Origin of the sequence: Salinisphaera sp. (assembly GCF_002729955.1) — a bacterium.
In the GTDB taxonomy this organism is placed as follows: domain Bacteria; phylum Pseudomonadota; class Gammaproteobacteria; order Nevskiales; family Salinisphaeraceae; genus Salinisphaera.
The window spans coordinates 1-23044 of the sequence record NZ_PBYA01000027.1; the positions used below are offsets into that span (position 1 = coordinate 1).

General features: G+C 67.0%; 12 protein-coding genes. 4 read left to right on the forward strand and 8 right to left on the reverse strand.

The features are described from left to right. The 3 genes from CMN27_RS06570 to CMN27_RS06580 all read left to right on the forward strand — a co-directional run. The coding region (locus CMN27_RS06570; protein WP_293624992.1) for a non-ribosomal peptide synthetase/type I polyketide synthase at positions 1-10698 on the forward strand (10698 nt) is incomplete at its 5' end. 7 nt (positions 10699-10705) lie between these two features. Next, the gene (locus CMN27_RS06575) at positions 10706-11491 is read left to right on the forward strand and encodes a hypothetical protein (protein ID WP_293624993.1); all 786 of its coding nucleotides are present in this window, start codon (positions 10706-10708) and stop codon (positions 11489-11491) included. Between the two features lies 1 nt (position 11492). Then, entirely contained in the window at positions 11493-12332 is an 840-nt protein-coding gene (locus tag CMN27_RS06580) for a hypothetical protein (RefSeq protein ID WP_293624994.1), read from the forward strand. Here the strand turns inward: CMN27_RS06580 and CMN27_RS06585 are convergent. Further along, positions 12305-12958, reverse strand: a complete 654-nt coding sequence (locus CMN27_RS06585; protein ID WP_293624995.1) for a 4'-phosphopantetheinyl transferase superfamily protein — start codon at positions 12956-12958, stop codon at positions 12305-12307. The two genes, CMN27_RS06580 and CMN27_RS06585, sit on opposite strands and share 28 nt — an antisense overlap. Before the next feature lie 44 nt (positions 12959-13002). Between CMN27_RS06585 and CMN27_RS06590 the strand changes: the two genes are divergently transcribed. After that, positions 13003-14451 carry an oligosaccharide flippase family protein gene (locus CMN27_RS06590; RefSeq protein ID WP_293624996.1) on the forward strand — a complete coding sequence of 483 codons (1449 nt, stop codon included), beginning with the start codon at positions 13003-13005 and terminating at the stop codon, positions 14449-14451. 6 nt (positions 14452-14457) lie between these two features. Here the strand turns inward: CMN27_RS06590 and CMN27_RS06595 are convergent, their stop codons facing one another. Genes CMN27_RS06595 through CMN27_RS06625 form a run of 7 tightly spaced genes read right to left on the reverse strand, consistent with a single transcriptional unit; the run spans position 14458 to position 23043 of the window. After that, entirely contained in the window at positions 14458-15633 is a 1176-nt protein-coding gene (locus CMN27_RS06595) for an outer membrane beta-barrel protein (RefSeq protein ID WP_293624997.1), read from the reverse strand. Beyond that, positions 15620-17011 carry an undecaprenyl-phosphate glucose phosphotransferase gene (locus tag CMN27_RS06600; RefSeq protein ID WP_293624998.1) on the reverse strand — a complete coding sequence of 464 codons (1392 nt, stop codon included), beginning with the start codon at positions 17009-17011 and terminating at the stop codon, positions 15620-15622. The genes CMN27_RS06595 and CMN27_RS06600 overlap by 14 nt, the downstream gene beginning before the upstream one ends. After that, the gene (locus CMN27_RS06605) at positions 17008-17952 is read right to left on the reverse strand and encodes a glycosyltransferase family A protein (RefSeq protein ID WP_293624999.1); all 945 of its coding nucleotides are present in this window, start codon (positions 17950-17952) and stop codon (positions 17008-17010) included. The genes CMN27_RS06600 and CMN27_RS06605 overlap by 4 nt, the downstream gene beginning before the upstream one ends. After that, positions 17949-19214, reverse strand: coding sequence for a glycosyltransferase family 4 protein (locus CMN27_RS06610; protein ID WP_293625000.1), 1266 nt, complete (start codon positions 19212-19214; stop codon positions 17949-17951). Before CMN27_RS06610 ends, CMN27_RS06605 begins: the two co-directional genes overlap by 4 nt. 1 nt (position 19215) lies before the next feature. Next, complete coding sequence (locus CMN27_RS06615; RefSeq protein WP_293625278.1) at positions 19216-20322, reverse strand: glycosyltransferase family 4 protein; 1107 nt, start codon at positions 20320-20322, stop codon at positions 19216-19218. A gap of 7 nt (positions 20323-20329) precedes the next feature. Then, positions 20330-21757 carry a BNR-4 repeat-containing protein gene (locus tag CMN27_RS06620; protein ID WP_293625001.1) on the reverse strand — a complete coding sequence of 476 codons (1428 nt, stop codon included), beginning with the start codon at positions 21755-21757 and terminating at the stop codon, positions 20330-20332. Further along, positions 21754-23043: an O-antigen ligase family protein gene (locus CMN27_RS06625; protein ID WP_293625002.1), complete on the reverse strand. Its 1290-nt coding sequence runs from the start codon at positions 23041-23043 to the stop codon at positions 21754-21756. The genes CMN27_RS06620 and CMN27_RS06625 overlap by 4 nt, the downstream gene beginning before the upstream one ends. Position 23044: the final 1 nt, after the last annotated feature.

The following is a 23044-nucleotide window of genomic DNA, read 5'->3' on the forward strand; positions in this document are numbered from 1 at the left end:
GCCGATCGGCAGTTCTGGCGCGAGTATCTGCAGGGCGTACCCAATGCGCCGATGCTGACCAGCATCTATGGTCAGGCGCCGCCCAATGGCGCCGTTGCACCGCGGTCGAAACGGGCGGTGGCTTATCTGAGTCGCGAGACGACGGCACGCCTGGACGCACTCCTGGGCGATCGCGGGATCGGTTGGTCGGCGCTGATCGAGGCGCTTTGGGCCATTCTGCTCTGGCGCCATACCGGCACAACCGATCTGACCTTCGGCGTGACGCGCTCCGGTCGCCAGGGCGGTCTGCCGGATGCCCAGCGCGTGATCGCTCTGCTCATCAATACCACCCCCGCGCGCGCCAGCGTGGACCCCGACATGTCGCTGCGCGATTTCCTGCGCGAACGCCGGCAGGATCAGCGTCGAACGCATTCGCACCAGCATCTGGGCCTGCTCGGCATTCAGCGCGCCTCCGGCACCGGCCGGGGGTCGATGGACTCGATCGTGATCTACGATCACAAGACCATCGACGCGGCCGTCGCGCCGCATAAGCGTGGTTACGACTGGCAGTTCGACCTGCGCGGTCATACCGGCTATCCGCTTGCGCTGTTCGCCTATGGTGGCGACCGTCTCATGCTCGATCTGAGCTACGACCCGGCCCATTTCGATGCGTACACGGCCAACCGACTGGTGGAGCGTCTCGTTCGGCTAGCGGAGTCCGCAGGCGAGCAGGGCGGCGACGCCCCGCTGACCTCGCTGGACTGGCTTGCGCCTGTCGATCGCGAACGTCTTGTCACGCAATGGCAGCCCCGGCCGACCCCGTTGCCGGCCGAACGCAGCATCGACGAAGCCGTGGCAGGGCGGGCTCGCACTGAACCGAATCGTATCGCGCTTTGCTGCGAGGACCGCGAGCTGAGCTATGCCTCGCTCGACGCTGCAATCGATGCGCTGGTAGCGCGGCTGGCGCGCCGTGGCGTCAAGCCACGCGACCACGTTGCCATCTTCTTGCCGCGCTCCGAGTACCTGGTGATTGCGGCCCTGGCCGTACAACGCCTGGGGGCGGCCTATGTGCCCTGCGATCCGACCCACCCCAGCTCGCGGCTGGCACGGGTATTCGACGTTGCCCGGCCGGTATGCGTGATCACGGAAAGCTCGGTCATCGCGGCGCTGCCGGACAACGCGCCGGCGCTTATCGATATCGAGGCCGAGGCAGAGAGCCCGGCGGGCGACCCGGCACCGGCCCGGGCGCGGGTCGCGGCGGATGACACCGCCTATGTGATCTTTACCTCCGGCTCGAGCGGTCAGCCGAAGGGCGTGGTACTGACCCATGCCAACGTGATGAACTTCCTGCAGTCGATGATCGAGCGCCCGGGCATTGGCCGCGACGATTGCCTGCTGGCAGTGACCACGCTCTCCTTCGATATCGCGGTGCTGGAACTGTTCGGCCCGTTGCTGGTGGGCGCGCGCGTAGTGATCGCCCGCGATCCGGACATCTTCGACGGGCTGCGTCTGGCACGGCTGATCGAGGCCCACCACGTGAACCGCCTGCAGGCCACGCCTTCGACGTGGCGGTTGCTGCGCCTGGCTGAATGGCGGGCGCCGGACGGCTTCACCGCCATGGTGGGTGGCGAGGCCATGGATGCCGTGCTGGCACGCGATCTGCTGGCCAGCGCGCGGGGCGAATTCGCGCTGTGGAATATGTACGGGCCGACGGAAACCACCGTCTGGTCGACCTGCGAGCGTGTTCTGGACAGCGAGGATATCGGTATCGGCACGCCCATCGCCAATACCCGCTGTCATGTGGTCGATAGTGGCGGCGCGCTCGTCGCCCCCGGTGTGGTAGGCGAACTCTATATCGGCGGTACCGGCGTCGCGGCCGGCTATCTCGACGATCCCGAGCGCACCGCGGCGGCGTTCATCGACTGGTCTCCGGGTGACGGGGTTGCGCCGGAGCGTAGCTACCGTACCGGCGATCTCGCGCGCTGGGACGTCGACGCCGAGGGCAAGGGGCGGTTGAAATGCCTGGGCCGCAGCGACGACCAGATCAAGATTCGCGGCCACCGGATCGAGCCCGGCGAAATCGAAACCGCGCTTACCGCCCATGCCAGCGTCGCCCAGGCCGTGGTGCGCCTGGTCGGCGATCAGGCCCCGCGGCTGGTCGCCTATCTACGCTTGAAAACGGACTTCGATGAAGATGCCCTGCGTGCGCACGTGAGCGCGCGCCTGCCGTCGGTGATGTGCCCAAACGTGTATATGCCGATGGAGTCGTTTCCATTGACCGCGAACGGCAAGGTGGACCGGCGCAGCCTGCCGATGCCGGATCTCGCGGTGGATTCGGCCAGTGCCCGCAGCTATATCGCGCCGCGTAACGATATCGAAAAGACGCTCGCCGAAATCTGGACCGAGGTCACCGGCGTGCCGCGCCCCGGCATTGACGACAGTTTCTTCGATATCGGCGGCGATTCGCTTTCGCTGGTGGTCGCTCGTGGTCGCATCGCCCAGACCTACGGCGAGGCACCGTCGATCGCGGAGCTGTTCCAGTACGCCACCATTCGCAAGCTGGCCGAACGCCTCACCGACGCGACCACCCGCGTGGCCGCGGTCGCAGCGCAGACGCCTGTCGACAATGCGCCCGTGACAACAGGGGATCGGCGAATCGCGATCGTGGGTATGGCCGGGCGTTTCCCCGGCGCGGGCGATACCGACACCTTCTGGGCGAACCTGGTGGCCGGGGTCGAATCCATCACCCATTTCGACGCCGATGCGCTGCGTCCCCACGAGCCCGATATCGACGCGCTGTTCTCCCAGCCCGGCTTCGTTGCCGCCCGCGGCGTACTCGACGATATCGAATATTTCGACGCCGCGTTTTTCGGCATCACCCCGCGCGAAGCCGCGTTGATCGACCCGCAGCAACGGCTGTGGCTGGAGACCGCCTGGGCGGCGCTCGAACAGGCCGGCGTAGACCCGAGCCGCGACGGCGCCAATGTCGGTGTATTTGCCGGCGCCGGCTATCTGGAGCCCTATCTGCTCCACAACATCCTGCATGACCGGGCCGCGATCGAGGATCAGGTACGCATTCGCGGGGTGGAAAGCTTTACCGCGATGGTGTCCAACGACAAGGACTACCTGCCGACCCGTACCGCCTACAAATTCGGGCTGACCGGCCCCGCGCTCAACATACAGACCGCCTGTTCCACCGGGCTGGTCGCGGTTCATCAGGCCTGTATGAGTCTGTTGGCCGGCGAATCACGTCTGGCCATCGCGGGCGGCGTGTCCATCGGCCTGCCGCAGGCGCAGGGCTATTTCGCCCAGGAAGGCGGTATGGCGTCGCTGGACGGGCATGTACGCACCTTCGACGAGGGTGCCTGTGGCACGGTCTTCTCCAGCGGCCTGGGCGCGGTGGTGCTCAAGCGCTACGAAGATGCCGTGGCCGATGGCAGCGAGATTCTGGCCGTGATCCGCGGCAGCGCGATCAACAACGACGGCGCAGCCAAGATGAGTTTCACTGCGCCCAGCCCGGCCGGCCAGGCGGCGGTGGTTCATGCGGCCCAGCGCGCCGCCGGGGTCAGCCCCGACGAGGTCGGCTATATCGAGGCCCACGGCACGGGTACGCCGCTGGGCGACCCCATCGAAGTAGAAGGGCTGGCCATGGCCTGGCGCAGCGGCGGCGCCCAGGGCGCGCCGGTATGGCTGGGCTCGGTCAAGCCCAACGTCGGCCACCTGGATTCCGCGGCCGGCCTTGCCGGGCTGGTAAAAACGGTACATGCAGTCCGCGAGGGCCGTCTGCCCCCGACCCTTCACTACAAACGGCCCAATCCGCGTATCGATTTTGCATCGACCGCGTTCAAGGTGGTCGAACAGCTCACGCCGTGGCCCTCGGAGCCCGAGCGTCCGCGTATTGCCGGGGTGTCGTCCTTCGGCGTGGGCGGCACCAACGCCCACGTCATCGTGGCCGAAGCCCCGCCGCGGGCAGTCGGCCACGCACCGGTACGTGAACCGCAGCTGTTGGTGCTCTCCGCGCGTACGCCCACGGCGCTGGCCGCCCGCTGCACCGCGCTGGCGGAATGGCTTGAGCAGCATCCCGACGCCGTGCTCGCCGATGTGGCCTGGACACTGGCCGTCGGGCGCGCGGCAATGAGTCATCGTATTTCGATCGTGGCCACGACCGTTGCCGAGGCGGCACAGGCGCTGGCCGGTGCCGCGCGACGCAGTGCGAACCAGCCCGCCACCGAGGCCGACGCGCCGCCCGTGGCGTTCGTCTTTCCGGGGCAGGGCGCGCAGTACCCGGGCATGGGCCGCGCGCTGTACGAAACGCCCGGCGTATTCCGCGACAGCGTGGACCGGCTTGCCGGCGGTCTGGAAGAGCCGCTCGGGCTCGATATCCGAACCCTGATCACGCCCGACGCCACGACGCTCGAAACCGCAGCACAACGGCTGAACGATACGGCCACGACCCAGCCGGCGATCTTTGCGATAGAGCTGGCATTGGCTTATCAATGGCGGGCCTGGGGGGTGGAGCCCGATATGCTGTTGGGCCATAGCGTGGGCGAATTCGCCGCGGCCGTGCTCGCCGGCGTATTCGGTGAAGCCGATGCCTGCCAGCTGATTGCCACCCGTGCGCGGCTGATGGCGGAGCAGGCACCGGGCGCCATGCTGGCGGTGCATGCAGCCGCTGATGGACTCGATGCATACCTTGACGACACGGTCGAGGTCAGCGCGATCAATGCCCCGGAACTGTGCGTGGTTTCGGGCGCGCACGGCGCGATCGACATGCTCGCCCAGCGACTCGATGACGCCGGTATACGCAACACCCGGCTGGCCACATCGCATGCATTCCACAGCCGTGCCATGGCCCCGGCCATGGCGCCCCTGGAAGCGGCGGTCGCCGCGATCACTCGGTCCCCGGCACGCCGGCCGGTCGTATCGACGCTGACCGGCGCGCTGCTGGCGGACGAGGATATGTGCGCCCCCGATTACTGGTCGCGCCAGATGCGCCAGGCGGTGCGCTTCGCCCCCGCGATCGAAACCGCGCAACGACAGCTCGAGCCGGTGTTTGTCGAATGCGGCCCGGGCGGCCAGCTCACGGCTGCGATCGGTCAGCAGAGCGGCACCGGTTCGCCGTTGTCGGCCGTGCCGAGCCAGGCCGGCCCACGCGACGACACCCCGGCCGACGTGGCCCTGCTCAAGGCGCTCGGCGCGCTCTGGCAGGCGGGGGTGACCCCGGACTGGGCCGGCGTGTTTGGTCATGAACAATCGCCGCGCCGACGCCTGCATCTGCCGACCTATCCCTTTGAACGCAAGCGCTACTGGATCGATCCGCCGCAGCGTGGATCGGAGCAGGCCGCGCCGCTGGCGGCTGCCGACAGCTTGCCCATCTCCTCCAACGAGACCGTCATGCCCGTACCCGATCGCGTACCCGAACTGCGTGAGCGCCTGCGCACGCTGTTCCATGACCTTTCCGGCATCGATATCAACCAGGAACTCGCCGAGCGCACCTTTGCCGGGCTCGGCATGGATTCGATGTTCCTCACCCAGGCCGCGTCCGAGATTTCCCGGATCTTCGGGGTTACGATTCGCTTTCGGGATCTGCTCGAACGTTTGGAAACGCTGGATGCGCTGGCTGCCCATCTGGACGCGCAGATGCCACCGCCGGTGGAGCCTGCGCCTGCTCCAGCCGTACCCACCCAGCCCGCCGCGGCACAGCCTGCGTCAACGCAGCCAGCGAGCGTATCCAGCGCATCGGCGCCCGCCGCGCCGTCGCAGCCGGCGGCCTGGCCGCCTGCCTCGCAGTCGCAGGCCGCGGGCACGTCCGCGGGCAGCGATACGCACCGTATCGTCGAACAGCAGCTGGCGCTGATGCAGCAGCAGCTGGCCCTGCTGGGCGCCGCTCCGTCAGCGCCGCCTGTCGCCCAGCCGACCCACGATGGCAGGGCCGCCGCGCCAAGCCATTCGAGCGATGACACCGGTACGGGCATAGCGCTTCACGGCCGCCGGCAGGCCGATCAGTCGAACGCGTACAGCGGCCGGTTCGGGCCCTATAAACCCGTGGCGACCGGCCGCGACGCGTCGCTGACCGCCGCCCAGCGGTCATTCATCGCGACACTGACCACGCGCCTGAGCGAACGCACGCCCTCGTCGCGCGCGCTGGCAGAAAGCGGGCCGAGATACATGGCCGACCCGCGCCATGTGGTCGGGTTTCATCGCGACTGGAAGGGGCTGACGTACCAGATTGCCATGCAGGCCAGCGAGGGTGCCCGGCTCACCGATATCGACGGCAACGACTATATCGACGTCACCATGAGTCTGGGCGTGGCGTTTCTCGGCCACGGGCATCCCGCGGTTCGACAGGCCGTCCACGCCCAGCTCGATCGCGGTTTCGAACTCGGCCCCCAGATGCCCACGGCCCCGCGGATTGCCGAGCGGCTGTGTCGCTTGACCGGACACGAGCGCGCCACGTTCACCACCACCGGCTCGGAGGCGGTCATGGCCGCGCTGCGCTGTGCTCGTACCGTCACCGGGCGGCATACCGTGGTGTATTTCACCGGCGATTACCACGGCACCTTCGACGAAGTCCTGGGCCGTGCCCATGTAACCGGTGATCAGCTGCGTACGCGCCCGGGCGTGCCCGGTGCGGCCCGGCATGGCGTGGACGACGTCATCGTGCTCGACTACGGCACGCAGGAATCGCTGTCGATTCTGCGCGAACATGCCGACCGGATTGCGGCGGTACTGGTGGAGCCGGTTCAGAGCCGCTATCCGGACCGCCAGCCCGAAGCCTTCGTGAAAGAGGTGCGACGTATTACGGCCCAGTCAGGCACGGCGTTGATTCTCGACGAGATGATTACCGGCTTTCGCTGTGCCCCGGGCGGTATCAACCGGCGCTGGGAGATCGGCGCGGACATGTGCACCTACGGCAAGATCCTCGGCGGCGGCATGCCCATCGGCGCGCTGGCCGGCAGCGCGCGCTGGCTGGACGCAATCGACGGCGGGCGCTGGCGCTTTGACGACGATTCGATCCCGGAAACCCCGATGACCTTCTTTGCGGGTACCCATGTCCGCCATCCCCTGGCCATGGCGGCCGCCGACGTGGTACTCGACTGGATCGAAAGCGATGCCGGCGCCTCTCAGCGCGCGCTGGATGCCGCCACCGCCGGGTTCGCCCAGCGCATCAATACGGCGATGGAGGCACGCGGCGTACCGCTTCGTATTCGTCACTTCTCGTCGTGGTTCCGCTTCGATTCGCCCCCGGACCAGCCGCTGGCCGTGCTGTTGGCGCCCTGGCTGGTCGCACACGGTGTGTATGTGCGCGACGCCGCACAGAACTGTTTCTTCTCGATCGCTCATACCGACAAGGACATCGCCACCGTCGAACGAGCGATTCTCGACGGTGTGGACGCCATGGTGCAGGCCGGTGCCTTGCCGGGCGGCTCGGGTACGGCGGTGAACGCGCGGCCTGGCCACGACGCCGCCGAGCCGGCGGCTCTCGCGGTGGGCGAATCGATGCCCCTGATCGAGGCCCAGCGTGAAATCTGGCTGGCCCAGCAGGTGGATCCGGACGTGGCCGCGGCCTATAACCAGGTCTGTCGCCTGCGGCTGCGGGGCTCGCTCGACCATGGCGCCTTCGCTGCGGCCGTCGAGGCCGCCGCCGCGCGGCACGAGGCCCTGTCCCTGCGTTTTTCGGCCGACGGCGAACGCCAGTATCGGGCCGACGGTGCGCGGCTGGTGGAGTTGCACTGGATCGATCAACGCGATAGTGCGCAGCCCCAGCACGAAGCCGATACCGCGATCGGCGCCATGAGTGAACGCATACTGGATCTGTCCGATCCGGACACAGCGCTTGCCGAGGTGGCGGTTCATCGCGTGGCCGACGATCGCTACGACGTCGGCGTGATGCTGCATCACCTGGTCTGCGACGGCTGGTCGTCGATGCTGTTTTTCCGCGACCTGAGCGCTCTCTACGCTGCCAAGGTGGAACACCGAGCGCCGGCGCTGCCCGCCGCGGTGCCGTTTTCGCACCATGTACAGACACTCGTCGCCCGCGATGCCGGACCCGATCTGGCCTGGTGGCGCGAACTCTATGCAACTGCGCCGCCGCCGCTGAGCCTGCCAACCCTGAGCGCTCGCCCCGTGCCACGCCGGGCCGAAGGTTCGACCCTGCGACATCGCCTGTCGGACGCGGTGACCGAACGCGTTACCGCCGTTGCCACCGAGCGTTCGATCACCCGCTATGCCGTGACCTTCGCCGCCTTCGCAGCGCTGGTCATGCGCCTGACCGGCCAGCGCGATATCGTCGTGGCCATGCCGGTGGCGGGGCAGGTGCTGGAAGGCAAGACGGAGCTTTTCGGTCACTGTGTGCAGACCCTGCCGCTGCGACTCACGGCGGCCGACAATGCGTCGTTCGCCGATCTGCTCGCCACGGTACGCAGCATGATCAGCAGCGCGAGCGCGCATGCCGGGGCGACCTTCGGTCAGATTCTGCGCGAAGTGCCCGGTCCGCGTGATCCTTCACGCCTGCCGCTGGCCGAAATCGTGTTCAACTGTGCCCCGGAAGATGGGCATCCCGTCATGCCGGAGCTGACCAGCAAGCTCGACGAGCCGGTCAAGACCACGACCCAGTTCGACCTGCATTTCGATCTGGAAATCGGTGACGACGAATGGTGGATCGACTGCGATTACGCGACCGCACTGTTCGATGCCGACATGATCGGCGCCTGGCTGGCCGACTACGAGGCCGTGCTCGCCGCCGCGCTTGACGATATCGATGTGTCACTCGATGCGCTGCCCGTGACGGCGGCAGAGCGCGACGACCCCGGCGCACGCTTCAACCCGCCGGCGCTGGCGCTCGATCCGAACGCGGATCTGGTCACGGCGCTGGGCCGGGCAGCCGCGGCCGCGCCGACGAGCATCGCCATCGCCCATGCCAGCGGCGACTGGGACTATGCGCGCCTGGCGCAGGCCTCGGATCGTATCGCGGCCGCATTGGCAGCGCAGGGTGTCGGCGCCGGCGATCGCGTCGGCCTGTGCGCTGCGCGCACGCCGGCCGTAATCGCGGCAATGCTGGGCGTACTCAAGGCCGGGGCGGCCTATGTGCCGATGGACCCGAACTACCCCGCGGAGCGCCTGCGTTTCACCGCCGAGGACAGCGCGGTCGTGCTGACCCTGGTCGACGAGGCGGATCGCGTACTGGGCGATACGCCGACGCTGAGCCTGGAGACGGCGATGGCCGCGACCGGGCCGGTACCGGAGCCGGGCGTCGACGGGGAACGCGAGGCCTATGTGATCTATACCTCGGGTTCGACCGGCCGGCCCAAAGGCGTGTCGGTACGTCATCGTAACGTCATGGCATTCCTGGCCTGGGCGAAACAGGCGCTGGCGGACGCGGAGATCGAGCGCATGCTGGCCTCCGCTTCGATCTGTTTCGATTTCTCGGTATTCGAGCTGTTCGTGCCGCTCTCGCGCGGCAAGACGGTGGTGCTGGTAGACGATCTGCTTGCGCTGGTGAACCCGCTGGCCACGCCCCCCACGCTGGTCAGCGGTGTGCCCTCGGCCTTTGCCGCATTGCTGCGCCACGTTGAACTGCCCGCGAGCGTAAAAACAGTATTCGTCGGCGGCGAACCACTGCGTCGGGATCTGGTCGCGAAACTCGAGGCCCAGCCCGGGGTGAGCCGGGTCGTGGAATGCTATGGCCCGACTGAAACCACCGTATTCGCGACGGTGGGCGACACGAGCGCCGATGGCCCGCCGACTATCGGCCCGCCGATCGCGGGCTGGCGCGCCTGTATCGTCGATGCCCAGGACCGGCCGGTCGCGGTCGGCGAAACCGGCGAACTGCTGGTTGGCGGCGCGGGTGTGAGCGCGGGCTATGTCGGCCGTGAAGAACTGACCGCCGAGCGCTTCGTGCCCGACCCCGACGGTGGCCCCGGCGCGCGGCGTTATCGCACCGGCGACCTATGCCGCTGGCGCGACGATGGCCGCATCGAATTCATCGGTCGCGCGGATACCCAGGTCAAGCTGCGCGGCTTTCGTATCGAGCTGGGCGAAATCGAAACCGCGCTTACGTCGCATCCGGCGGTTGAAGAGGCGGTGGTCGGCGTACGCTCGGCCGGCGAGGGCGATGATCAGCTCGTCGCCTGGTGGAAGCCGGCGGTCGGTCATAAAGAGATCGAACCGACCGCGCTACGCCGTTATCTGCGCGAACGTCTGCCGTTGCATATGGTCGCCCAGCAGTTCGTGGTCCAAAACGAATGGCCACGCCTGGCCAACGGCAAGATCGATCGGAATGCGCTTGTCGACCCGTTCGAAAAAACGCGAGCCGAGGCCGCGGCCCCGGCCGTGGATGCCGATGCGATGGGCGCGATCACCGCGCTCTGGGCAGAGGCGCTTGGCCACGATATAGCGCCCGGGGCACAGGACACGTTCATCGACATGGGCGGCCATTCCCTGTTGGCGGTACGCGCGGTGGCCGCAGCCCGCGAACGTCATGGTGTGGAGGTGCCGGTACGGGCAATGATGCTTGATAGCCTGGCCCAGCTCGCCATGCGGCTGGCCAACAAGAATCCGGCCCAACCCGCTGAGGGCGGCGCTGATCAAACACAGGCGTCGGCGGATTCGAGCGCAACACCGGCGGAGCCCGAGCCGCAAAACGATGACACGAGAAACGGCGAGGGCGGGCGTCGCGACGGTCTGATGGCACGTCTGGGCCTGTCGCGGTCTTCCTGAGGTGGCGATGGAGCCGTTCTTTTTCGGTACCGGAGGCGCGCTCTATGGCGCCTATCATCAGCCGCCAGCAGATGCGCCCGGCCCGGAAACCGCGCTGCTGATCTGCCAGGGCATCGGCTACGAGTACATGCGGGCTTATCGGGCCTGCTGGCAGCTCGCCGAAACAGCGGCCGCCCGCAATGCCCATGTGCTGCGCTTCGACTATGGCTGTACCGGGGAAAGCCACGGTCGCCAGCACGAGGCCAGCTGGGCGCGCTGGATCGCCGATACCGGCGAAGCCATTGCATGGCTGCGGGATACGACCGCGCTGTCCCATGTTCGAATTGTTGGCGTGCGGACCGGGGCATTGATCGCGGCGGCGGCGAGTGCTCAGACCCGCGAGCGCCGTCGCCTGCTGCTCTGGGATCCGGTGGTCGACGGCAAAACCTATCTGCAGCAGATCGGCGTGATGCACGAAAGCCAGACGCACAACATGAACCGATATCGGCCGCGTCGGCATCATCACGCCGAGCGTGGCGGTGATGAGTATCTGGGCTTTCACTGGCCGTCGGCCGTCGTGGACGAACTGGCCGGCGCACGGCTCATGGATTATGCCCAGGCGCGAACGGATGACTGGGATCTGGCCTTGAGCCCCGGCGAAGTGCGGCAGCCGGTCATTGATACGGTCGCCGCCCGGGGCGGGCATATCGTCGAAATGCCGGAGGCGATGGACTGGATGGACATACGTGCGCAATACCGTCGGGTTGCGCTGCCGCAATCCGCCCAGCCAATGCTCGACCGGGTGCTTGCCTGAGATGCCTGAGATACCGCTGCGTTTCGGTCATGAATCCCATCTGGTGGGCATGTTCTGCGAGCCGGATGCACCACAGGCGCGCGAGCGGCCTGCGGTATTGTTTCTCAACTCGGGGCTCGAGCACCGGGTCGGTCCGCGAGGCCTGTCGGTTGCGGTGGCGCGGGCGCTGGGCGATGCCGGTTTTGCCAGCCTGCGCTTCGACTATGCCGGCATGGGAGAAAGCCGCAAGCCGAAGCGTCCGCTTGCCGCCGAGCGTGACGAAGAACTTCTGGCCGAATGCGCGGCCGCCATCGAGCTGCTGCAGACTCGCACCGGCGCTGCGGGCGTGGTGTTGTTCGGCCTGTGCAGCGGTGCCGACGATGCGCACCGGGTGGCCATGGCCAATGACGCAGTCCTGGGCATGGCCCAGATCGACGGCCATGGCGCGATCACGGCCGGCTTCAAATGGCGCTATGTCGCACATCGTCTGGCCTCGCCCAGACGCTGGCAGAACTGGTTCGAACGCAAGTTCGGCGCCCCGGCCGACGCTGATCGAGCAGTGCTCGAAGGCGTCGATTTCTTTCAGATGCCGGAACGCGACACGCTGGCCCACGATCTGGCCCTGCTCGCGAAACGCGACGTGCGGCTGTTCTATGCCTATTCGGGCGCGACCCACAGCTACTACAACCATTCCGGGCAGCTACGCCGTGCGTTGGCACAGGCCGGCGTGGACCTGGGCGGGCATCTGGAAGAACATTTTCTGCCGTCGGCCGACCACACGTTTTCACGTAACGCCGAGCGAATGGTGTTGATCGAAACGCTGATCGCCTGGCTTCAGGCCGGCTGGCCCTCGGGCGAATGAGTACAGGCCACACAGACGATGCGTTCGCCCTGAACAAGGCTGCGCACCACGATATCGAGACGTGGCGGAAGGTCGGCCATTTGCAGGCGATAACCATTCGCCGCGGCGATCAACTCGAAATCGACAAAGTCGGTCGCTGCCCGACCGAGCCCGGCGAGACATTTGTAGGCCGCCTCCTTGGCCGAGAACAGGCGCACCGCATCGCGCTCGTCGGCCAGGCCCGCGCGTTCGCTGGCCGTGAACACGCTCGGCCAGGCAGGCGCAGCGAGGGCGCGCGGCCCTTCGATATCGAGACCGATCGCGGCGATCGCATGTCGATACGCCACGGCCACGGCCGCCACGCCATCGGCATGGGTAAGGCTGCCGGTCACGCCCCCCGGCCAGGCCGGGCCGGCATCGCGGCTGGCGCCCAGTGCCGCGACCGGGCGCCCGAGGGACGCCAGGGCCGCGCGGGCGAGCGTACGCGCGCTCGCGAATTCGGCACGCCGCGTTTCAACGGCGCGCTCGACCAGCGCTGCCTCGACAGGCGGCAGGGCGCCGGCCGGGGCGATCGGCCCGGCCCGTACGACCGCGCCTGCCGGCAAAAGGCCGGCGATGAGTTCTTCCAGCGGGTAATCGCGTGTCATGCGCGTATTGTCGCGCGTTCGCGCCGCAAAACGCAGAGGGCGCCATGCTGAAATGGCTGTCTTCGTCGCTGGCGGACGCGGTCGGGCGTATTCTGTTGAAGCTCGTCACCACGGTGGTATTCGCCTACTGGCTGTCGCCGGAGATATTCGGCCGAGCCTCGCTCACCATCGTCATCGTCAGCCTGCTGGCGATCGTGGTCACGGCGCCGTTCGAGGAATCGCTGGTGCAACGGCGCGTGATTTCGCGCTCGCAGTTCGCCGGCGCACTGGCGCTGGTGCTGGCCGGCTCGGTGGCGCTGATCGCGGCCAGCTTTGCGGCCGCCGCGGTCATCGCGCGTGTCTATCCGGCCACCAGCGAGACGGTCACGCTGGCCTGGCTGGTGGCCGGTTTCAGCCCTATCCTGCTCGCCCATGCCGGGGTGGCGATCTTTACCGCCATGGCACGCCGCCATCGGGCCTTTACCCGTATTGCCTGGTCCAATCTGGCCGGCGATGTGCTCGGCGTGGGTGTGGGTCTTGGCCTGGTGTTCTCGGGCGTCGGCGTGTGGTCGCTGCTGGCCGTACGGCTCGTTTCGCGTTTCGTCACGCTGGCATGGCTGGTCGTCGACAACCCGGTACGGCTGCGCCCGGCCTGGTCGCTCGGCGGGTTGGGGGAGCTCTCCGGTGTCGCAGGCTGGTTTTTTGCCGCGCGTTGCGTGGACAAGGCCGGCGACGCGGTCTTTCAGGGGGTCGTGGCCCGCCTGTTCGGCCTCGAAGGCGCGGGCTATCTGAATATGGCGTTGCGCATTATCGAACCGGTTCGCGGGCCGACGGCCTCGGTGAGCCACAACATCGCGATGTCGTTTTTCGTGCGCGCCCAGGATGCCCCGCAGCGCCTGCGCGCCGCGGTGGCGAGCACGGTGTCGCATACCGCGATGGTTCTGCTGCCGGTGTTCTTTGGCCTGGCGGCCTGTGCGCCCACGCTCATCGCCTTGCTCGGCGGCGAACGCTGGGCCGCGGCCGGGCCCATCGCGGCCGGGCTTGCGCTGGCCGGCGGCGTCGGCGCGACAACGCATTTTCTGATGACCGCGCTGGCCGCACGGGGCGAGGCCCGCCTGTGCTGTCTGGCGTTGGCCGCTGAGCTGGTTTGCGTCGCGATCGCGCTCTGGCTGTTGGCGCCGCTCGGGCTGATCGCCATCGGCGTGGCCCGCATGGTCTCGACTTCGGCCATGGCCGGCTTCTATCTCACCGTGGCCCGGCCGGTGTTCGGGATCGACCGGCAGGCGTTCTTGCGTTCGGTGCTGCCCAGCCTGCTCAGCGCGACCCTCATGGCGGTGCTGGTGGTTGGGGTTGCGCGGCTGCTCGGGCCGGACACGTCGTCCGCGCTGGTGCTGATCGCCCAGGTCAGCGTCGGTGTGCTCATCTATGCCGGCCTTGCGCTGCTTTTTCAGCGCGCGCTGCTCTACTCGGTGCTCAACGCCCTGCGTGGGCGTAAACCGGGGCTGCCCGCCTGAACGCGGCTACTGCGGCTGCGGATCCAGGGTGACGCGAACCGCAATGCCGCCGACCCATTCGCGATAGTCGAAGACGGGTTCGCTGGAGTCGCGGATGACGCGCTCGCCGCTGGCGATCAGGGCCAGCTGTGGGCGTGGCCGCCAGGTCAGATCCAGCCCGTAGTTGCGAACCTCATCCTGGCGGGAGTCGTCGGCAACCGAGGTCTGCTGATAGTCGCGCCGGTTCCAGGCGCCGCGAGCGGTGAGTTCGATCGCCGGACTGTATTCCCAATCGAGGGCCACCTCGGCGCCGCGGCTGCGCAGGGCGTTGGCGTCGATATTGTCGGCAGAATAAATATCCTGCGAGAGGGTGAAGCGAAGCTGGGTCTTTGCCGAGACGTCGCGAATATAGCTCAGCCGGGCCGTGGGTGCGGAATAATCCTCCGACTGGCCGCCGCGGTTGTCGCGGTGGGCATAGCCGGCGCGTAGCTGAACCCGGGAGATCCCGGATATACGCCAGTCCAGTCGTCCGAACGGTTCGTGCTGCACGAAGCGCCGGGCGAGCGGGTCGTTCGGGTCGCGTTCGGGGTAGCGCCCGTCGATACGCTCCACGCCGACGGTCAGGCTTGTCTGTGGTGCGCCGATATAGCGCAGTGCCAGGCGGGATTCGAGTTCGTCGCGGTCGTAGCGGCGCTCGCTGTCGAGGCTGTGCCGGCGCAGCCGGTAATCGACGCCGCCGACCACCTGCCAGTGCGGGGTCACGGCCAGCGTGGTTTCGATGCCCGGGTTGCTCAGGCGAATGAAGTCCTGCTCGCGCGTGCCGCGGTTCTCGAAGTCGGTCAGTTCGCGGGAGCGGTTGTAGTAGAGCCGGCCGCGCAGGGCATGGCCCACTTCGTAGTTCCAGACGAAGTTGCCGTTGTAGGCGGTGTGATCGAGGCGCTCGTTCTTGACGTAGTTCAGGCGGCTCAGATCGATATGCAGCGAGAGTTGCTGGCGCGACATGCCCCAGCGCGCATCGGCGCCGACGGTGGCCCGGCGCTGCGTATCGGCCTCGCGGGTCTCTTCGCGTGAAGCAAACAGGTTGCTGTCGCGGCTCACACCGGCTTCGATATAGGGCGACAGACGCAGCTCGCCGGCGTGCGCACCGCAGGGCAGTGCCACCAGCGAGGCCGCCAGAATGTAGCGTACTTCAGTAGGCCGCACGGTCGCGAAAGATCAGCGCAATCGTGCGCAATATGATGTAGACGTCGAGCCCGGGGGACCAGGTGCGGATATAGCGCAGGTCGTAGTCCACCCGGCGTTCCATGCAGTCCAGCTCGTGGATTTCGCCGCGCAGGCCGTTGACCTGGGCAAGCCCGGTCAGGCCGGGGCGTACCTTGTGGCGCAGCATATAGCGTTCGATCAACCCTCGGTAGGTTTCGTTGTGTTCGATGGCGTGCGGGCGCGGGCCGACCACGCTCATGTCACCGCGCAGCACATCCCAGAACTGGGGCAGTTCGTCGAGCGACATGCGGCGAAGGATGCGCCCCAATGGCGTCACGCGCGGATCGTTCCGGGTGGCCTGGGCAACACCGGCCCCGGGGGCGGCCGTATGCATGGTACGGAACTTGTGTACGCGGATACGACGGCCATCGAGACCGTAGCGTTCCTGGCTGAATAGAATGGGGCGGCCCGACGTGGCCCAGATCAGCGCGGCGAGCAGCAGATACAGCGGCGAGAGAACAATCAGCACGCCCGCCGAAAACAGGATATCCATGAAGCGCTTGAGCACGCCGTCGGCGCCGAAGAACGGGTTGTCGCTGAACGAGAACACCGGCACGCCGCCGATATTGGCGAACTGGAGTTGGTCGCTGCGAAACAGCGGTGAGGTCGGCATGAAATAGATCGATGCCGTGGTGTCGCCGAGCTGACGCACGATATGGGTTGCGCGCTCGGCGCCTTCCAGCGGCAGCACGACGAACACCACGTTAACGCTGTGGTTGTTCACGTAATCCACCACGTCTTCGGTACCGCCAAGCACGGGGCGGTCTTCCTGACGGTGGCCGACTCGTTCCGGGCTTCGATCCTCGAAATAACCCAGCAGGCGGAATTTCGGCACGTCGAGCGCGGACAGGATATGCGCCAGACGCTGGGCGCCCTCGTTGACGAACACGATCACCGCGCTGCGCGATTTCATCGAGTCGGGGAAAAAGCGAAAGAAGACATAGCGCACGATGTGATGCGCGATGACGAAAAGCACGGGCGTGAATACCAGCCACAGCAGGATGACCCGACGTTCGTACTCACCCGAGCGACGGGTCAGAAAGCCGAGGAACACAAAGCCTGCCGCACACAGCAGCCAGCTCACCATTACGCCGGTGCCGATCGAGCCGGGGCGGCCCATCTGCCATTTCCAGATCAGGTTGTAGCGGCTGAATACGACGCCGATGACCGCAAGCGCCAGCACCGCCAGCTCGCGGTCGTTTTCGCTGATGCCCTGGGGCGACAGCGCCGCGATCGTGAGCAGCAAGCCCGTGCTGAGCCCGCCATAGGCCAGGCCATGGAACACCGGCGCCGAAAACGTGCGTTTGCCGAGGTTCATTGGTCTGCCTTGTCCGCGTGGCGGCGGCCGCGAAACGAGCGCAGCAGACGCGCCGGCAGCGCTGCGAGCTGGCGACGTTGCCAGCGGCGCAGATCGCGCCGGAATGCAGGGTCCGGATAGCGCGGCACGCCGCGTGCTGCGGCACCGAAATAACCGGCGATGATGAGCAGCCCGCCTACGCCGTAGGGCCAGTCACGCATGCGATAAATACCCGATGCCACCGCATAGGCGGGGTCGTAGCCCATGAAATGGATGCCGCGCCCCCAGCGCAGTCTGCCGTGCACGATGCTGACCTCGGATGAACCCATCAGCCGGTGATGGTGGATACGCGCTTCGGGATCGGGAATATTGCGGGTACGCCAGCCGTTCATGCGGGCACGATGGATATCAATGCCATCCCATTGCAGCGTCTGTTCGAAGCCGCCGATGGCCTCGAAGGCGGCACGCCGATAGAACTTGAAGGGGCCGCAGACCATATCGGGGCTCTTGCGCTCCTCGACATCGCCGCCGGGCTCGGGCCGGAACACGCGCCCGGATACCGCGGCCAGGCGCTCGTCGGCCGCGAATTCGGCGAGCATGCGTTCGATATAGCGCGGCCCGTAGGTGATATCGGCATCGAGCTTGACGATATAGTCCCAGTCCGCAATCGGCGCGGCAGCCAGGCCGTAGTTGAACGCCTCGATCACGCCGGAGCCTACCTGGCGGCGCCCGCGGTCGGGTTTGTCGACGACATGAATGAAGTCGGTTTGCGCAGCCCGTGCACGGGCGATCGCCGAGGTATCGTCGCTGGAGCCGTCGTTGACGATCACCCAGGCCGCTGGGCGTACCGTCTGCGCGCTGAGGCTGTCGATGGCCGCGTTGATGAATCGCGCCTCGTCGCGCACCGGCGAGATGACCAGAATGCGCGGGTGACCCATCGCCTGTTGGGGCGTTTCGCTCATGCCAGCACCCGTTCGTAGGCCGCCAGCAGCTGGGGAATTTCGTGATGCCAGGCCAGGCGTTCTTCGATACGGCGTCGCCCGGTTTCGCCAAGCTTTTCGCGCAGCGCGGGATCGTCGAGCAGTGCGAGTATCTTGTCGGTGAAGTCGTCACGATCACCGGGACGCGCGTACAAGGACGCCTCGCCGGCCGACGCCCGGCCCTCGGTGAGGTCGTATTGCACGAGGGCTTTACCCAGCGCCATGTACTCGAGAATCTTGTTCATCGTGGACTGGTCGTTCATTTCATTCTTCGGGTCCGGGCTGACACAGATATCGGCCGAAGAGAGAACACGCATCAGGTCGTCGCCGGCCAGGCGCCCCGGAAAATCCACATAAGCCTCGATCGCCAGCTTCTGCGCCAGCCGGCGCAGGCCGTCCAGCGACGGGCCGAAGCCGACCAGGCAGAACTGGATATCGCGGCGGCCGCGCCGATGAACGATATCCGCGATCATCTGCAGCAGATCCTCGAGGCCTTCCTGTTCGCCCATCACACCGACATAGCCCACCAGATAGGTGCGGCCCTTATGCAGGGCAGGGTCGGGCGCCACCCGACGGACCCGATCCAGGTTTGGGCCGCTACGGACCACGAATACGTCCGCCTCATCCATGCCGCCGCGGGTGCAGGCGATGCGCTTGAACGATTCGTTGGTGGCGATCGAAACGCGGGCGAGGGCGAAGGTGGTGCGTTCGAGCACCCGCATTACGCGATACATGACGCCGTTACTGCCGAATTTAGCCACGAACAATTCGGGGCAGAGATCGTGATGATCGAACAGAAAACGCACGCCGAACGGGCGGGCGGCGGCCGCCACCAGAAAGATGGTATCCGGCGGGTTGCAGGCATGGATGACGTCGATCCTCTTGCGCCGGCCTATACGCGCCGTCAATGCAAGCTGCCAGAACAACGCGGCCGAGTATTCCAGCGGATAGGCCCAGGCGCTATCGGCAACGGTGGGCAGTGGGTGGCGATGAATTTCAATGCCGTCGATGCGTTCGTAGCGTTGCCGATAGCCCGGGCCGGTGGGGCAGATGATCGATACCGCATAGCCGGCTTCGCGCAGCGCAGAGGCCTCTTGCCAGACGCGACGATCGAAGGGCAGCGGCAGGTTCTCGACGATGATGAGCACGTGGGCGGACGCCGCTGCCTGGCCGCGCTCGGCACTGGCGGCCGCTGCCGCCGTGCGTTTCTGGCGCTGTCTGAATTTTTGTAAGGCGAGGCGCATGCTAGATCACGCGTTGGTAGAGATGGGCGGTATGCGCGGCGAGCTGCGGCCAGCCCTGTTCGCCGTCCTGCGCGCGGGCAACGTTCTGCCTTACGGCCTCAAGCGCGTCCGGGCGTGCCTTCAAATCCGCGAGGCGGTCTGCCAGTGTCTCGGCATCCACCGGCGCGAGCAGAAAACCCGTGCGTTCATCGTCGATGACCTCGGCCAGGCCGCCGATATCGCTTGCCAAGACCGCGCAGCGATAGGTCAACGCCAGCATGAGCACGCCCGATTGATCGATACGCCGATAGGGCAACACCACGAGATCGGCTGCGGCGAAATAGCGGGCGGTGGTGTCGTCATCCACCCGGCTCAGATCGGCGGTCACGTCATCGCGGTCGGCAAGCAGACGCCGGCCTTCGCCGAACGTATCTTCGCCGGCCACGATCAGGTGCATGTCCGGGTCTGCGGTGCGATCCAGTGCGGACAACAGCAGATCCAGCCCCTTGTAAGGCCGAATCCGGCCGAACAGCAGCATCAGAAAGGTATCGTCGTCCACGCCGAGCGCTTCGCGGGCGGCAGAACGCGCCGGCGCCGGCGCCGCGCCCAGGGTGAGTGGACCGTGGGCAATCACGTGCACCTTGTCGCTGCGTACGTCGAGCTCGTCCACCAGCGTGCTCGCCGTGAAACGGGTATGGGCAATCACCGCATCCACATGGCGATAGATGCGTCGGAACAACACCGCATCAAAACGGGTGCTCTCATGCGGCAGGCTGTTGTGAGCGGTCCAGACCAGGCGCGCGCCGCGCAGGCGTGCGATCAGCAGCAGCGGCCAGTCGAGCAACGGCTGATGGAGTGCCTGTACGTGAAATACCTGCGGTCGCTCCTGCCAGATACGCTTGGCGGTACGTACCAGCGCCTTGGCATGGGCGCTCAGGCGCTGCCAGCGATTGCGCTTGGCGCGGGCCGCCGGGTAGCAGCGGGCGATCGTACAGTTCGCGGCCTCGGCATAGGCAAAATCCGCGCGCACGATCAGGCACAGGCGCTCGATGTCGTCGCGGGCCGCGAGCGCGCGGGCCAGTTCGGCCACATATTCGGCCGGCCAGGGGGCATGGATGACAACGCGCATGGACACGCTAGCCCTCGCTCAGCCGCAGGACGGTGACGCGGTCGTCGCGGCAACGGCCGTTATCCAGCACGTTGGCATGGATATAGAACGCCGCGCCGCTGTCGGCCGGGGCCGGTATCGCGCGGGTATGGCATAGCGCGGTACCGCGCTTGGCGTCGCCCGTGTAGACGGTCTGCCAGGCGCCGGTGGGGCGACCATCGGCCTCAACCGGCCGGCGCAGCACCGTCAGCCCGGTCGCGAACGCCCATTCGTGGCCGTTGTCGTCATAGTGCGTTTCGAAGGCCTGGCGGGGCACTGGCTCGGGGTCCGACCATTGGCCGTCGTCCAGGCGGCTGCGATAACGCGGTCCGTGCACCGACTGCAGCGAGACCACCGGGTGGCCGTCCGCGCTCACGCTGATACGGGCCGGGCTGTAGAGGCCGTCGGGCGCGAGTCGGGCGATCCGTTCGGGCGCGACCCGGCTGGCCGCGGCCAGATCGATCGGCAGCTGATAGCGTTCGCCGGCGGCGTTGTAGGCCGTATCGCGCGCCGGTGGTAGATAGGCGTAGCTGGCAAAGTTCTGATCGACGCCCGAATCGCCACGCCGCCACAGCCAGGCCACGTGCATGCCGTTGTCGGCATCAAAGGCCAGTCGCATCTGATAGACCCACCAGCCGGGTTCGCTGATGAAGGGGCGGCTGATGTATTCCGAGCGGCCCGGGGGCAGCTTGATGTCCTTGCCGTCGGCGCGCACCTCGCCGCCGATCGGCTGCCAGCTGCGGCTGGCCTCGTCGTAGCGGGCCAGCCCGCCCGAAAACAGCCGCTGCGACCAGGTGCGTGCCGGGCGCACCGCGTAGCGATAGGTCACGTAGAGCTGGCCGTCGCGATCGTTGAAGAACGACGGATAGGTGATCTGAGTGCCGGGAATGGCCGCCGTGCCGGGCGCCGGGAATTCCACCCGCCGGTTCTGGCTGCCCCAACGGGCTTTCCGGGATACACGCTGGCCGCGGAAGACGAAGCGATCGATCGATTCGGGGGCGGCCGATACGGAATACTGCCAGGGCAGGTTATGCATATCGTAGGCCACATGCACGAAGCCTTTACGGTCGAGGCCGATGGAGGCCGCGGTGTGATAGGGATCGTTGGCGGTATCCCCGTCGAGCAGGTGCGACTGCCATTCCCAGTCCCCGTCGCCGCCCCGTACGCCCTTGCGTACCACCGTATGAAAGCCAAAACCATGGGTCGGCACCGGGCGCGGCCCCGGCTCGACGTTGACCGTATAGACGCTGTCGTCCGTAGCAGCGATGGGCGTGGCGAAGACGCTGGCATTGGCCGCGGCGACCGGAATCGCAGGGAGCACGACCTCGGCGCGAACGGCGGCAGCGGCCGCGCTCGCGGCCGCGAGCAACAGGCCTGCGAGCAGGCCGTATGAAATCAACGCTCTGGGCGCGCTCATCGTGCTTGCTCCGACGGCTCGACGGCACGCAGACGCGCAAGCGCCAGGCTGGCGTGAATCGAGAGTAAAAACAGAAAATGGATGGGCCGGAACAGGGTGGACTCGGCGATATTGGTGATCGCAAGGAACACCATGAAGGCAATCAGCCAGGTCGCTTCGGCGCGCCAGCGCGGCACCAAAAGCAGACCACGCCGAACCGTGTTCACGCAGAAACCCAGGGTGATCAGCAGCCCAGGAATGCCCAGCTCGTTGGCAACGTCCAGATAGCCGTTATGGGCCTGCCAAAGACCGCCGTAGAGATTCTGGGTCACCCAGGGCGCGGGTCCGCCCGCGCCCAGCCAGAAGGCCTGAAAACCCGTGCCCAACCAGGGGTGCTGAACGACTTCGGCATACACCAGCCGCCAGATTTCCAGACGCCCGGTAAAGGTCACATCGCGGCCCACGGCGGTGGCGACCGGGCTCACCAGCTCGCCCCAGGTCGGTATGCCGTGGCCGACCAGAATGACGAACGACAGACTCACCGCGATCGCGGCCAGCGCGAGCACACCGCTCAAGGCCACGCGCCGCAACGATACGATCGGTCGAAAGAACAGCCATAGCGGCGGCAGCACCGCCAGCACGCAGAGCAGGGCGGTGGCGTTGCGCGCCATGATCAGGGTGAGCGCCGCGATCGCCGTCCAGGCCAGCGCCGGCAGGGCACGCACTTCGCCAATGGCCAGTCCGTGCATCCAGAGCACCATCATCAGGCCGGCGGCCATGCCGAGATGATTCTTGCTGCGCGCGATGCCGGTCCAGGCGTTGTCGTAGCCGGCGACACGGGCGATATCCGGCATCAGGAACACGGCCGCAATCGAGGCCAGGACGAGGGCACTGATGCACGCCCGGCTATGGCGGCGCAGGCGCTCCGGCCGCCAGGACGCGACCTGAAAGGCCAGAGCAATGAGAACCGTGCCGACGAGCAATACCAGCTTGCGTACGGTGGCGGCGGGGTAGTCCGACCAGGCCAAGCTGAGAATGGCCCAGCCCAGAAACAGCGCCAGCCAGGGGTCGATCTGGCGGGCGACCTGCAGTGCCACGCCCCGCCTGAGCCAGATGATCAGCGCGCTGAGCAGGAACGGCGGCATCCACTGCATGCGGCGTACGAACGACCCCTGCTGCGCGTTTTGCAGCGCGGTGTCGCGCGCCCAGTCCAGACCGTCGGGCAACAGGGCGAAGGCCAGTGTCGCCCAGAACAAGGCAAGGAGCAGCCAGGCAAAGCGTCGATCGTCGGTCGCCGGCAGCGGCACG